17 protein-coding genes are annotated in these 13,719 nt (G+C 50.9%); 16 read left to right on the top strand and 1 reads right to left on the bottom strand.

What is annotated here, in order from left to right:
• The first annotated feature begins 120 nt into the window (after positions 1–120).
• Entirely contained in the window at positions 121–381 is a 261-nt protein-coding gene (locus HXZ99_RS08970; RefSeq protein ID WP_228517852.1) for a phosphopantetheine-binding protein, read from the top strand.
• 15 nt (positions 382–396) lie between these two features.
• Complete coding sequence (rhlP, locus tag HXZ99_RS08965; protein ID WP_194756951.1) at positions 397–1,230, top strand: rhombotarget lipoprotein; 834 nt, start codon at positions 397–399, stop codon at positions 1,228–1,230.
• A gap of 242 nt (positions 1,231–1,472) precedes the next feature.
• Here the strand turns inward: rhlP and rpsT are convergent, their stop codons facing one another.
• A complete protein-coding gene (gene rpsT / locus HXZ99_RS08960; RefSeq protein WP_143235117.1) occupies positions 1,473–1,739 on the bottom strand; it encodes a 30S ribosomal protein S20 in 267 nt (88 codons plus the stop codon).
• A gap of 335 nt (positions 1,740–2,074) precedes the next feature.
• Between rpsT and murJ the strand changes: the two genes are divergently transcribed.
• From murJ to ccmD, 14 genes are all read left to right on the top strand, one after another.
• The gene (gene murJ / locus HXZ99_RS08955) at positions 2,075–3,589 is read left to right on the top strand and encodes a murein biosynthesis integral membrane protein MurJ (protein ID WP_231699860.1); all 1,515 of its coding nucleotides are present in this window, start codon (positions 2,075–2,077) and stop codon (positions 3,587–3,589) included.
• Between the two features lie 51 nt (positions 3,590–3,640).
• Positions 3,641–4,645 (top strand): bifunctional riboflavin kinase/FAD synthetase, encoded by a 1,005-nt coding sequence (ribF, locus tag HXZ99_RS08950; RefSeq protein ID WP_194756949.1) that lies wholly within the window; start codon positions 3,641–3,643, stop codon positions 4,643–4,645.
• Between the two features lie 61 nt (positions 4,646–4,706).
• Positions 4,707–7,541, top strand: a complete 2,835-nt coding sequence (gene ileS, locus HXZ99_RS08945; RefSeq protein WP_194756948.1) for an isoleucine--tRNA ligase — start codon at positions 4,707–4,709, stop codon at positions 7,539–7,541.
• Positions 7,542–7,553: 12 nt separating this feature from the next.
• Positions 7,554–8,078 (top strand): signal peptidase II, encoded by a 525-nt coding sequence (gene lspA / locus HXZ99_RS08940; RefSeq protein WP_194756947.1) that lies wholly within the window; start codon positions 7,554–7,556, stop codon positions 8,076–8,078.
• A gap of 16 nt (positions 8,079–8,094) precedes the next feature.
• Positions 8,095–8,541, top strand: a complete 447-nt coding sequence (fkpB, locus tag HXZ99_RS08935; protein WP_194756946.1) for an FKBP-type peptidyl-prolyl cis-trans isomerase — start codon at positions 8,095–8,097, stop codon at positions 8,539–8,541.
• A complete protein-coding gene (gene ispH / locus HXZ99_RS08930) occupies positions 8,538–9,497 on the top strand; it encodes a 4-hydroxy-3-methylbut-2-enyl diphosphate reductase (protein WP_194756945.1) in 960 nt (319 codons plus the stop codon). The genes fkpB and ispH overlap by 4 nt, the downstream gene beginning before the upstream one ends.
• A gap of 136 nt (positions 9,498–9,633) precedes the next feature.
• Positions 9,634–10,110, top strand: a complete 477-nt coding sequence (locus tag HXZ99_RS08925) for a prepilin-type N-terminal cleavage/methylation domain-containing protein (protein ID WP_194756944.1) — start codon at positions 9,634–9,636, stop codon at positions 10,108–10,110.
• Positions 10,097–10,570, top strand: a complete 474-nt coding sequence (locus tag HXZ99_RS08920; protein WP_194756943.1) for a prepilin-type N-terminal cleavage/methylation domain-containing protein — start codon at positions 10,097–10,099, stop codon at positions 10,568–10,570. The genes HXZ99_RS08925 and HXZ99_RS08920 overlap by 14 nt, the downstream gene beginning before the upstream one ends.
• A complete protein-coding gene (locus tag HXZ99_RS08915) occupies positions 10,567–10,983 on the top strand; it encodes a hypothetical protein (RefSeq protein ID WP_194756942.1) in 417 nt (138 codons plus the stop codon). Before HXZ99_RS08920 ends, HXZ99_RS08915 begins: the two co-directional genes overlap by 4 nt.
• The gene (locus HXZ99_RS08910; RefSeq protein WP_194756941.1) at positions 10,980–11,354 is read left to right on the top strand and encodes a type IV pilus modification PilV family protein; all 375 of its coding nucleotides are present in this window, start codon (positions 10,980–10,982) and stop codon (positions 11,352–11,354) included. The genes HXZ99_RS08915 and HXZ99_RS08910 overlap by 4 nt, the downstream gene beginning before the upstream one ends.
• A 66-nt stretch (positions 11,355–11,420) precedes the next feature.
• On the top strand, positions 11,421–12,080 hold the full coding sequence (gene ccmA, locus HXZ99_RS08905) for a cytochrome c biogenesis heme-transporting ATPase CcmA (RefSeq protein ID WP_194756940.1): 660 nt from the start codon (positions 11,421–11,423) through the stop codon (positions 12,078–12,080).
• Entirely contained in the window at positions 12,080–12,757 is a 678-nt protein-coding gene (gene ccmB / locus HXZ99_RS08900) for a heme exporter protein CcmB (RefSeq protein WP_194756939.1), read from the top strand. The genes ccmA and ccmB overlap by 1 nt, the downstream gene beginning before the upstream one ends.
• A gap of 1 nt (position 12,758) precedes the next feature.
• Positions 12,759–13,532: a heme ABC transporter permease gene (locus HXZ99_RS08895; RefSeq protein WP_194756938.1), complete on the top strand. Its 774-nt coding sequence runs from the start codon at positions 12,759–12,761 to the stop codon at positions 13,530–13,532.
• Positions 13,522–13,719: a heme exporter protein CcmD gene (ccmD, locus tag HXZ99_RS08890; protein ID WP_194756937.1), complete on the top strand. Its 198-nt coding sequence runs from the start codon at positions 13,522–13,524 to the stop codon at positions 13,717–13,719. The genes HXZ99_RS08895 and ccmD overlap by 11 nt, the downstream gene beginning before the upstream one ends.

The raw sequence follows: 13,719 nt of genomic DNA, 5'->3' as shown, positions 1-13,719 counted from the left end.
CAAACAGTGGGCTTGGCACAGAAAGTTGCTTTTTATTTGTGCAAATTTCAGTATACTTCGCAACACGCTGTTAACATTTGCAAGCTCAATTGAGCAGCATGTAGTCGTTGTGAGGATGTTTTGACCATTCGCGAACACCAATTAGAACAAGTTATTCGGGATGTCATGGATGAAGTAGCCGCTGAAACGGGCCGTGAAATCCTGAATCAGATGGATAGTCAAACCCTGCTTGCCGAAAGTGGTTTAGACTCTTTAGGTCTCGCTATCGTGATGGCGCGTCTTGAGGATCGCCTTGGTTATGACCCTTTCTCACGCGCGTCCGACGATCAATTTCCTCATACCTTTTCAGAGCTGGTTGCCGTTTACCGACGCCAGATGTAATCAGGACAACTCCAGATGAAAAAACACCTTGGCTTGTTCACCATCGTGGTGGGTGTATCCCTGCTTGCAGGATGCAGCGCGTTTTTTGCAGAAACCTCGTACTCAAATGCGACCTCAAGTAGCCTCGTCGATTTTCTTTATCCAAAAGAAGAGGATCGACGCGCCCATGACAGTGAAATCCCCACGTTGAGTTTACCGTTAAAGGTCGGTATTGCGTTTGTTCCGAATCGGAATAGCTGGCATGAGCCTTTGTCGCAAAATCGTCAGTTAGAACTGATGGACATGGTGCGCCAAGAATTTATTGGGCAAGAATACATCGATCGTATTGAGCTTATTCCAAGTTCTTATTTGTCGGGTCGACAAGGCTGGACAACCATAGACCAAGTAAGCCGCATGTATGATGTGGATGTCATTGCTTTGGTGTCTTACGATCAAGTACGCACAACATCCGATCGTTCAAGTTCTATTTTGTATTGGACTATCGCTGGCTTATACACGGTAAAAGGCACAGAAAACGAAACCCAAACATTCGTGGATACCGCGGTGTTTGATATTAAAACCCGCTCGATGCTGTTCCGTGCGCCGGGTATTTCCAGTTCAACAGGTCGCAGTACCGCAGTGATGTCGTCGACACAAATGCGCCGTCAGGCCGATGAAGATTTTGATACCGCGGTTGTGCAAATGAATGAGAACCTAAAATTCGAGCTCAATCGTTTTGAAGACCGCGTCAAGAACGAGAGAATCGCCAAAGTCGAACGGCGCTCCGGATACTCCGGTGGCAGTTGGGGGGTGGTGATCATGGTAATGAGCGGTTTAATTGCTTTACGCCGCCGCATTAGGCTTGCCTAGCATCGTAGCCAACGCAATGCGTTGGCCCGTTGTTGATACGGGCGCGGGGCTTTTTTCAGGTCTTTGACCAACGCGGTGCGTTGGGTACACCGCGACATCGTAGCCAACGCAATGCGTTGGTCCGTTGTTGATACGGGCGCGGGGCTTTTTTCACGTCTTTGACCAACGCATTGCGTTGGTCCGTTGTTGATACGGGCACAAAAAAACCGCCAGAAGGCGGTTTTTTTAGCACTGTTAACTGCTTACGCAGACAATGCTTTGATCTGAGCAGACAAACGGCTCTTGTGACGAGCTGCTTTGTTTTTGTGGATCAGACCTTTAGTCGCATAGCGATCGATAACTGGAGTCAGAACAGCAAATGCCTGCTGCGCCTGAGCCTGGTCACCGGCAGCGATAGCTGCTTGTACTTTCTTAAGATAAGTGCGCATCATTGAGCGACGGCTGGCATTGTGGCGACGGTTCTTTTCCGCCGTTACCGCGCGCTTTTTCGCAGACTTGATGTTAGCCAAGGTGAAACTCCTGATAATTCGTAAACTTGTACCGGACTTTTTAAGGCCGAGGATCATGCCTCTTTCGCGCCGAAAAGTCAAACGGATTCGATGAAAGAATGCGCGCGGATATTACGGATCACTGGCCGGAAAAGCAAGCTTTTGCGGTGAATATTTTACCATCCTGCGACTGGGCATTGGCTACACATTAGGCATCGTGCTAATCTTCGGGCATCCATCAACAGGAATTCAACGACGTTGTGACTGTTTCAGCCCCTGAACCGAACCCTGAATCGAAGTTATCGACGGAGAAGCCCGCACCACGCTTACTTCGTTCCGGCTTGATCGTCAGTATTATGACTTTTCTATCGCGTATTCTTGGCTTGGTACGCGATGTGGCTATTGCTGCCTTAATGGGCGCTGGCGCGGCCGCAGATGTCTTCCTTTTTGCCAATAAAATTCCTAACTTTTTACGTCGCCTCTTTGCCGAGGGGGCTTTTGCACAAGCCTTTGTACCCGTACTTACTGAATATCATCGCGGTAAGGAGTTAGAGGAAACACGCTTATTAATGGCTCGGGTGAGTGGCACCTTGGGTACCTTGGTGGGAATTATCACGCTCTTGGCGATGATTCTATCCCCAGTGGTGGCGGCCTTATTTGGTATGGGCTGGTTTGTTGACTGGCTGCAAGGGGGCGAGCAGGCGGAAAAGTTTGAAATGGCCAGCCTGCTGTTGAAAATCACCTTCCCGTATCTCTTTTTTATTACCTTAACGGCGCTTTCCGGAGCAGCGTTAAATGTGCTTGGGCGTTTTGGTGTTGCGGCATTTACGCCAGTGCTGCTCAATGTGTCTGTTATTGTGGCGGCGCTTTGGGTTGCGCCCATGTTGGAGCGACCTGAAATCGGCTTGGCTTTTGGCGTGTTCTTTGGTGGCTTGATTCAGTTCTTATTCCAGCTGCCATTTTTAAAACAAGCGGGGTTATTGGTTAAACCCAAGTGGGGTTGGCGTGACCCGGGTGTGGTAAAGATCCGAACCCTAATGATTCCGGCCTTGTTTGGGGTGTCTGTGAGTCAAATTAATTTGCTGCTCGATACGGTTATTGCGAGCTTCCTCGTCACCGGCTCGATCAGTTGGTTATATTATGCAGATCGCTTGTTAGAGTTTCCTTTGGGATTGTTTGGCATTGCCATCGCTACGGTGGTGTTACCGGCCCTGTCGGCCCGCCATGTGGATAAATCCTTGGATGCCTTTCGTCATACCCTCGATTGGGGAGTACGGATGGTGGTGATGCTGGGGCTGCCGGCTATGGCGGGGTTGTTTATCTTAGCCGAGCCGATGTTGTTGGTGTTGTTTGAGCGGGGTGTGTTTAGTCCAGAAGACGCCTATTTATCATCGTTTGCGCTGATGGCGTACGCCACCGGCTTGCTCAGTTTTATGTTGGTGAAAGTGCTAGCAACAGGGTTCTTTTCCCGTCAAGACACAAAGCGTCCAGTGAAATACGGTATTATCGCGATGGCATCAAACATGGTGTTGAATATTATTTTAGCGATTCCGTTTGGCTATGTCGGCTTGGCATTGGCAACGGCTTTATCCGGCACCATTAACGCCTTGTTGTTAGGTACGGTGTTGTATCGTGAAAAAGTATTGATGTTAGCCCCCCCTACGCGGCACTTTTTGCTGAAGGTATTGGTAGCAACGCTACTGATGGTGGCAGCGGTTCTTTGGTGGTTACCCGAGCGATCGTTGTGGTTAGACGCATCCTTTGCCACACGTGTGCTATGGCTTAGCGGCTTGATTGGTGGTGGTGGCAGTGTGTTTATTATCGCCTGGTTTTTAGTGGGCGGTCGGCCGCGGGAATTACGAGCGCAATAAGCGCGTGTTGGGAATGCATGGACAAGAGGTTTACGGTATAATCGCGCGCTTATGGAATTAATACGTGGTTTACATAATATCCGGCCTGAGCACCGCGGTTGTGTGTTAACAATCGGCAATTTTGATGGTGTGCATTTAGGTCATCAAGCGGTTCTGGAACAAGTTCACGCTCAAGCGGAGGCGCGCCATGTGCCTTCAGTGGCTATGATTTTCGAGCCGCAGCCGCTGGAGTTGTTTGCCCCAGGGCGTGCCCCTGCGCGTTTGTATCGCTGGCAGGATAAATATCGGCATATTGCCGAATGTGGCATTGATCGCTTGTTGCTCACGCAATTTAATAAACGCTTTGCAGATTTATCTGCCGAAGATTTTATTGAGCAGGTATTGGTAAAACAGTTAGGTGTGTCGTTATTAGTGGTTGGCGATGATTTCCGATTTGGGAAAGGTCGCACCGGCGATTTTGCCTTACTTCAAAAAGCGGCGGCGCATTTTGGCTTTTCTGTGATTGATACGCAAAGTTATCGCACCGAGTCGATTCGCGTCTCTAGCACCGCCATTCGCAGTGCGTTAACCACCGCAGATTTTGAATCTGCAGCCGCAATGCTCGGTCGCCCTTACGCGATTTATGGACGCGTGCGGCATGGCCAGAAAAAAGGACGTACCATCGGTTTTCCTACCGCAAACATTGGCTTGCATCGATTGCATCCGCCGCTGCGAGGCGTGTATGCGGTTGGCTTGGAAACTGAGCAACATGCGTATGCCGGTGTCGCCAATATTGGGCGCAAGCCGACGGTGCATGGCACAGAAGAATTGCTTGAAGTGCATTTGTTTGATTTTCCTGGGCCGAGAGATAGCGCCGAGTTATACGGTCAAAACGTGGTAGTGACGCCGTTAGTATGGCTCCGCGAAGAACGTTTATTTGATAGCTTTGCTGCGTTGCAAGCGCAAATTACCGAAGATGCGGCATTGGCCCGTGCTTTGTTAACATTAGATCCAGAGGAAGAGCAGGGTGGGCGCACAGCAGCGACACCTGCAGTAAATCAAGACGAGCTGCTGTAGACTGAATTCTTGAAACGAAAAAACCATTTACCTTTTAGCTAAATAGATTGGACCGAACCGCATGAGTGATTACAAGCACACGTTAAACCTCCCGGATACGGCATTCCCAATGCGCGGCAACTTAGCCCAGCGCGAACCGGAAATGCTTAAACAGTGGTACCAGGAAGATGTGTACGGGCAAATCCGTAGCGCACGTGCGGGTCGTGATAAGTTTATCCTGCATGATGGTCCTCCCTACGCCAACGGCAACATTCATATTGGCCACGCGGTGAATAAAATCATCAAAGATATGGTAGTGAAGTCAAAAACCTTAAGCGGTTTTGATGCCCCTTATGTGCCGGGCTGGGATTGTCATGGGTTACCGATCGAGCTTGTGGTTGAAAAGAAATACGGCAAGCCGGGGCAAAAGCTTTCCGATGCCGAGTTTCGGCAAAAGTGCCGTGAATATGCGCTCACCCAAGTTGATGGCCAACGCACCGATTTTAAACGGTTGGGTGTGTTCGGTGATTGGGATCGACCTTATCTCACGATGAATTTTGAACAAGAAGCGAATATTATTCGTGCGCTTGGTTCTATCATTGAGCGTGGCCATTTGCAGCAAGGCTTTAAGCCGGTGCATTGGTGTACCGACTGTGGCTCGGCGCTTGCTGAAGCGGAAGTAGAATACAAAGATAAAGCATCGCCGGCTATTGATGTACGTTTCCCTGTGATCGATAGCGAAGGCACCGTAGCGAAATTCTCGCATCCGCAAGACCATCCAGGTCAAGGGCCAGTGAGCTTGTTGATTTGGACCACCACGCCATGGACGATTCCTGCCAATATGGCAGTTACGGTGGAGCCAAGTCTTGAGTACGCGCTAGTGCAAGTGGAAGGGGATTCACCCGAGCGCTTGATCTTGGCCACTGATTTGGTGACCTCAGCAATGGAGCGATACGGCATCGAGCATTACCACAAGCTTGGTTTCTGTAAAGGCGCGGATATTGAGCTAGTGCAATTGCAACATCCGCTACAGGATCGTCAGGTACCGGTAATTTTAGGTGAGCACGTAACCACAGAATCAGGTACCGGTTGTGTGCATACAGCACCAGGCCATGGTGTTGATGACTTTATTGTGGGTCAGCGCTATAACCTTGAAGTCTACAACCCAGTAAACGACAACGGCGTGTACAAAGAAGATACGCCTCAGTTTGCCGGTCAGCATGTATTTAAAGCGAACCCCAACATCGTTGATGCGCTGCAGGCTGCTGGCAACCTGATGCATCATGAGAGTTATGAGCATAGCTATCCGCACTGCTGGCGTCACAAAACCCCGATTATTTTCCGGGCGACCCCACAGTGGTTTGTGAGCATGAGCAAGCAAGGCTTGCGTGCGCAAGCATTGGAAGAAATTAAAGGCGTGCGTTGGGTGCCTGAATGGGGTGAAAACCGCATTGCAGGCATGATCGACGGGCGTCCAGATTGGTGTATCTCGCGGCAACGGACGTGGGGTGTGCCACTGCCTCTATTTATTCACACGGAAACGGCCGAGCCGCACCCACGTACCCTTGAGTTGCTTGAAGCTGTCGCCAAAAAAGTCGAAGCGGAAGGCATTCAAGCGTGGTTTGATTTAGATGCAAAAGAATTGCTCGGAGACGAAGCGAAAATCTATCGCAAACTAACCGATACCCTCGATGTATGGTTCGATTCAGGTGTAACCCATTACTGTGTGCTAAATCAGGATGATGGGCTGCAGTGGCCTGCTGATCTCTATCTGGAAGGTTCCGATCAGCATCGGGGCTGGTTCCAATCGTCCCTGCTTACCGGTGTTGCTACACAAGGCAAAGCACCCTACAAGCAAGTGCTGACGCACGGTTTTACCGTGGATCAACATGGTCGTAAGATGTCGAAATCTCTCGGCAACGTGGTGTCACCGCAAGATGTGATGAACAAGCTCGGCGGCGATATTCTTCGTTTGTGGGTCGCGAGTAACGATTACACGGCCGAAATGACGGTATCGGATGAAATTCTTAAGCGTTCCGCCGATTCGTATCGCCGCATTCGTAACACGGCGCGTTTCTTGTTGGCCAACCTGAATGGGTTTGAACCAAGCAAGCACCAAGTGGCCGCTGCCGATATGGTAGAGCTGGATCGCTGGATTGTTGGCCGCGCACAAGCCTTACAAGCTGAAATCCAAGATGCCTTTGATAACTATCAATTCCTGACTGTAGTGCAAAAACTCATGCATTTTTGTTCGATTGAGTTAGGTAGTTTCTATCTGGATATCATTAAAGATCGCCAGTACACCGCGAAAAAAGACAGTGTCGCCCAGCGTTCTTGTCAAACTGCGTTGTGGCACATTGCTGAGGCTCTGGTACGTTGGATGGCACCGATTTGTAGCTTTACCGCACAAGAAGTGTGGTTGCAGTTGCCAACGCCAGCACAAGGCAAGCGCGACCCTTACGTATTTACCGCAGAATGGTACGCAGATTGGCCGCACGATTTAGCCACCGGCAAAATCGCCGACAGCCAATGGCAGCAAGTGCTACTGGTGCGCGATGCGGTTAACGGTGCGTTAGAACAAGCCCGTCGTGATGAAGTCATTGGTGGCTCTTTGCAGGCCGAAGTAACGCTGTATTGTGATAAGAATATTCTCGACACCCTGAGTTTGCTTGGCGATGAACTCCGCTTTGTCTTACTCACCTCGGCAGCAACCGTGGCACCTTTAGCAGAGGCGACCGGTGCGCAGGCAACCGAGTTGGCAGGCCTCGAAGTAGGGGTGGCGCGCAGTGAGCATAAGAAATGTGCTCGTTGCTGGCATCACCGTGCTGATGTGGGCGCCGATGAAGCGCATCCTGAAATTTGTGGACGCTGCGTAAGCAATGTCGATGGCGCCGGCGAAACGCGCCACTTTGCATAACGGGAGCACCCAATGACAGCCAATAAACCGGCACAATGGCAACAAAGCGGGTTACGTTTATGGTGGCTCGCGATCATTATTTTAGTGCTCGATCAAGTGACTAAAATTTGGGTGGCGCAAGCGCTGCCTTTGTTTGGACGCGTCGATGTGCTGCCATTTTTTGACCTTGTGCATGTGCGTAATTATGGTGCCGCCTTTAGTTTTCTTAGCGATCAGGGTGGCTGGCAACGTTGGTTTTTCACCATTATAGCGATTGTTATTGTCAGCGTTTTAGCGGTGATGCTGCGTCGGCAATCACTGCATTATCGGTGGTTAAACTTATCCTTTACCTTGATCATTGGTGGCGCCCTTGGCAATGTGCTTGATCGTGTGCGTTTAGGGTACGTGGTGGATTTTCTCGATGTCTATGTGGGGACCTATCATTGGCCTGCATTTAATGTCGCCGATAGCGCTATCGTGTTGGGCGCACTTTTAATGATTTACGATAGCTTTTTTGGCTCGGGCGCGAAGTCCGAAGCAAACAAATCTTCGTCCTGAAAGGAACCTCTGTAGTATGAGTGACGTCTCAGTGATAGGCCCCGGTAGCCGCGTTGTTCTGCATTTTTCAATTAAATTGGAAGATGGGTCGGCGGCAGATAGCACGAAAGTGCATGGGAAGCCTGCCCGTCTGACGATTGGCGACGGGAATTTAACCAAGAATTTTGAGGATTGTTTGCTCGGTCTGAAAGCAGGCGATAATCGCGAGTTTACGCTGGCGCCGGAAGATGCGTTTGGACAACCTCTGCCGGAGAATATATATCACCTTGAGCGCTCGCGCTTTTCAGGGGATACACCGGCCGAAGTAGGCGCTATTATTTCGTTTGCACAACCAAATGGTCGTGAAATTCCGGGCATTGTGCGCGAGGTGAGCGCTGATATGGTAACTGTTGATTTCAACCACCCGCTCGCGGGACAGCGTGTTACCTTTGCCGTTGAAATTTTAAGTGTGGAGGCATCATGAAAATTGTTCTGGCAAATCCGCGCGGCTTTTGTGCCGGCGTTGATCGAGCCATTACCATTGTTGAACAAGCGCTCGCGTTGTTCTCTCCGCCGATTTATGTGCGTCATGAAGTGGTACATAACAAACACGTGGTGGATGGCTTACGCAATCGCGGCGCCGTGTTTGTGGAAGAATTAGATCAAGTGCCCGACGATAGTATTGTTATTTTCAGTGCCCACGGGGTGTCGCGAGCAGTTCGTGATGCAGCCACTGAACGCGGCCTAAAAGTGTTTGATGCCACCTGTCCATTGGTGACCAAGGTCCACATGGAAGTAACGCGGGCGAGTCGTCGTAATCACGAATGTGTTTTGATAGGCCACTCTGGGCATCCGGAAGTAGAAGGCACCATGGGCCAATACAGTAGCGAGTCCGGTGGCATTTACTTGGTGGAGTCGGTGAATGATGTTGCCAGCCTGCAGGTGAAAAATGCCGATGAATTGCATTATATGAGCCAAACAACGCTGTCAGTTGATGATACCGCCGATATTATTGATGCATTGCGTGTTCGCTTTCCAAATATTCAAGGACCGCGCAAAGACGATATCTGCTATGCCACACAAAATCGCCAAGATGCGGTGCGGGAACTCGCCGCTGAAGTCGATGTATTACTTGTCGTGGGCGCGCGCAATAGCTCGAACTCCAACCGGTTACGCGAGTTGGCCGAAAAAATGGGGACAAAAGCTCATCTTATCGATGATGCCGCATGCATTGATTCCGCCTGGCTTGAAAACGTGAACACGGTCGGGGTTACCGCCGGTGCCTCTGCGCCAGAAATTCTAGTGCAGAATGTGGTCAGTTGGCTCCGTCGCTATGCGGAACAGCAGGGCCAAGGCGCCGCTGTGGATGAGCGCTCTGGTCGTGAAGAAAACGTCACTTTCTCAATTCCACCGGAGTTACGGGTGGTCGAGGTCAACTGATAGGCTCACGGTCTTATCATCACATCAAACGCTAAAAATAAACGGGTGATTGCGCAACAATGTCGTAATCGCCCGTTCTTTTTTCCATACTAAAAAACACACCAATTTCATATTTCCAGCGGGCCAAGGAGGGCGTATGCATGGATTTTCATTGATCGAAGTACTACTCGTTGTCTCTCTGCTGGCGCTGTTAAGCGTCTTAGCGTATCCGAATTTTCATCACTACCGCCAGCAGCAACAACTGCAAGCTGAAGTACAGAAGGTATATGGTCATGCCCGTGAAGCGCGCTTGCGCAGTATCGGCTTAGGCGTTGATCATTGGTTTGGCGCTGGCAACATTCAAGGCGATCCAGCGTGGTGTTGGTGGCAACAGTCGCAACAACCCGAGTGTGTTCTGGCCGATGAAAACGTGAGTTATCAATGGAATTTTGCCAGTGGCAATGCGGCCCGCTTCACCGCTCCGCTCGGCATGGCAGGGTTTAGCGCCGGACATATTGAGCTGCAACGGATAGATGCGCCGCAACTGCCGCGCATTCGCATTATCTTTAGCACCCTTGGACGTATTCGACTTTGCACCCAGGGGCCGCGTTGGAGTGGGTATGCGGCCTGCTAATAACCACCCTCATAGTCAAGGGTTTACCTTGCTAGAGCTGATGCTAGCGTTAAGTATCGCCAGCATGACGGTGCTCGCTGGGCTTCAGGTATTCACCCAATTGTGGGCGCAAGCACGCCTCGGCCAACAGCGCTTGGATACCTTGCAGAGCTTTTACCAGCTAGGCCATTGGAGTGTACGCGCGTTGCAAGCAGAATCGCGCAATCATCCGGAGGTACAACCGAAGCAACAAGGCCATTGTATTTTGCTTGCCACGATTGGCTTGCGGGTGCGCAATCACCAATTGCAATGGCGACCGGAAGGGGCTGATTGTGACAGTAACGGCTGGCATGGATTGCACGATCCGAGCCATCTGCGTATCGACGGCATTGATTGGGATCAGCACCGATTCTGTTTACACGGACGTCAGCGTGGGCAACAACAGCATTGGAGCTGGTGTTACCCCTGGTACTTGGCATGACACTCAGTGCTACGCGGTGGGGCCGCCAACGGGGATTTGCCATTCCCGCGGTGCTTATTCTGGTAACCCTGAGCAGTGTTATTTTGCTTGGGGTCATTCAAGAGGCTCTGCTAAGTACCCGCCTCACCTCACTTGATGTGCGTATCGCTCGCGCAGACCGATTGCTGATGAGCGCTCAAGCGCGCGCGGAGTCTTATTTGCGCGGGCAGGTTACAAACCTGGATGCGATTGAAACCACAGGCTTTACGCTGTCGATAACGCTAGAAGAGCAGGACTGCCCAGAGCCTCAGTGGTATTGCACTCAGGTTGATATCTACATTGCGCATGATCTGCAGGATGTCGCCCGACATTGGCAGGGGATCTGGCGGGTTATCGACACCGGCGACGATATGGAGATGGGATGGTGGCCTTGAATCAGCGCAGGCGTGGTTCGTGCAACGGCGTACGCTTGCAACGGGGCATGGGCTTAGTTGAAGCCATGGTCGCTGTCGGCGTGCTTAGCGTTGCTATTTTGGGAGCGGCGCAGTTATTACAGCAGCTCGGAGCCTTGTGGCCGCTGCCGGAAAAGGTCTATCAAAGTGAGGCGGAAATGGCACGTTGGCATGGCCACAACACCTATTTAAGCCGCTATCATCCCGATCAAATCACCACCAGCGCCGGTAATTTTAGCGATGGACGGCAATGGCATATTTGGGCGGAACCGGCAGGGTGGCGCTGGCAGGTGAATGCTCATCCTGATTACCCGCAGTGGCTCGCGCAGGAAACCGGTTGGTATCGTCGATAATAGTCGCCCCAAAAGGGTTTTTTTGCTAGGATGTGCGCAATTTATCTGCGATCACTAAAGGCATCCATGGCAGCTGAAACGCTCGAAAACTCTGCCCCAACTATTCTGTTAGCCGCAAGCGATTTATCATCGATTCGAGGTGAGCGAACCTTGTTCGCTAATTTGAATATGACAGTGCGCACAGGGGAAGTATGGCAAATCGAGGGCCCGAATGGTGCAGGCAAATCGAGTCTGTTACGTATTCTCACCGGGCTGCTGCCAGCTCAAGCCGGCGATGTGCAGTTTTTGGGACAAAGCATTCGCCAGTGTCGTGACCAATATCATCAGGCCATGCTCTTTATTGGGCACAAAGCCGGAGTTAAGCCTGAATTAACGGCAATTGAGAATTTAGAGTTTTACGCAGCCGTACAAGGGCAGCCGCTGCAGGCGCCTCCTTATGAATTATTAGCCAAAGTGGGCTTAGTCGGTCTGGAAGATATTCCTGCACAGGGGCTTTCGGCAGGTCAGCAGCGTCGTATAGCATTAGCACGATTATGGCTTACGCAAGCGCCGTTATGGATTCTTGATGAGCCTTTTACCGCATTGGATGTGGCCGGTATTGCCTTGCTTGAAGCGCGCTTTGCCGAACATGTCGCCACCGGGGGAGCTATTGTGCTTACCTCGCATCAGCCGATTAGTGCGGCCAGATTTCCGTTACAACAGATAGCATTGAGGTATCAGCACTAATGGCCGGGGCGATGGGTATCTTTGTGCAAATTGTGAAACGGGATTTGCGGGTTGCCTCGCGTCAACGCAGTGATTTACTGAACCCGCTCATCTTTCTCCTTATTGTGGTGAGTTTATTCCCACTTGGCGTCGGGCCGGGCCCAGATATTCTTGCTCGTATTGCGCCGGGCGTGATTTGGGTATCGGCATTGCTGTCGGCCATGTTGGGTCTTGAGCGCATGTTCCGCGATGATTTTCGCGATGGGGCGTTGGAACAAATGATGTTGTTACCGGTCTCTTTGGAGGTAAGTGTGCTGGCAAAAATTGCCGTACACTGGGTGATGACCGCAGTACCTATATTAGTGATTGCGCCATTATTGGCGTTGTTGCTGAATTTACCCATGTCAGCATGGGGCGTATTATGGTTGACCCTTTTACTGGGCACGCCCGTAATAAGTGCTGCGGGGGCCATTGGTGTGGCCCTAACCGTCAGCCTCAATAAAGGTGGTGCATTATTAAGTTTGTTATTGCTGCCGCTGCTTATTCCCCTGTTGATTTTCGCAACAGCTGCAGTTGAAGCAGCTGTATCGGGTCTGTCTGCGACAGGTCCACTGGCATTAATGGGAGCGTTTTTGGTGATTACGATTACCTTGGCCCCTTTCGCGGTGAAAGCCGGATTACGAGTGAGTGTGAACTGATATGTGGCGTTGGTTACATCCCTATGCAAAATCTGAAGCAACCTTTGCGTTAAACCAGAAAATTCTGCCGTGGTTTTTGATTCCGGGGTTGTTACTTACCGCAGTGGGCCTGGTATGGGGCTTAGCCTATGCGCCACCTGATTATCAGCAAGGGGAAAGCTACCGCATTATTTTCGTGCATGTGCCCGCTGCGATTTGGTCGATGGGCTTTTATGTCAGTATGGCGATTGCCGGCTTAATTGCTCTAGTGTGGCAGATTCGCACCGCGGAACTGGCGGTGTTGGCCATTGCACCGGTTGGGGCCGCGCTTACTTTTATCTCGTTGTTCACCGGCGCCGTATGGGGACAACCCATGTGGGGCACTTGGTGGGTGTGGGATGCGCGACTTACTTCTCAGCTTATTTTGTTGTTCTTGTACTTGGGCGTGATGGCCTTGTATGTGGCGTTTGAAGATGAACGCGCAGGCGGCAAAGCGGCCAGTATTTTGGCACTGGTAGGCGTTATCAATATCCCAATTATTCATTACTCAGTGTATTGGTGGAACACGCTCCATCAGCAGTCGACGATTACTAAAGTGATTACTCGGTTTGAATCACCGAGTATTGCCCCAGAAATGTTGTGGCCGCTGGTGGTGAATATTTTTGCCTTTATGGGGCTGGCAGCAGCCTTGGTGATCATGCGCTTAAACAACGAATTATTGCGCCGTGAGATTCATCGGCCATGGGCACAGAAAGTACTAAATTCGGGCGATAAGGAGAACTCAAATGCAGTTTGATAGTTGGAGTGCTTTTATCGCCATGGGCGGCTATGGCGTATATGTCTGGTCAGCCTTTTTTGTCACCTTTTTTTGTATTGGTTTGTTGGCCCTCGAGGCGGTTTGGCGACGCACCAAATTGCGCGACGAAGCGAAGAAACAACAAGCCCGACAGCAACGTATTGAAAAAGCTAAACGAGAGTCCTGA

Source organism: Aliidiomarina indica, assembly GCF_015354615.1.
Taxonomy (GTDB): Bacteria; Pseudomonadota; Gammaproteobacteria; order Enterobacterales; family Alteromonadaceae; genus Aliidiomarina; species Aliidiomarina indica.
This window is presented reverse-complemented; position numbering and strand designations above follow the sequence as displayed.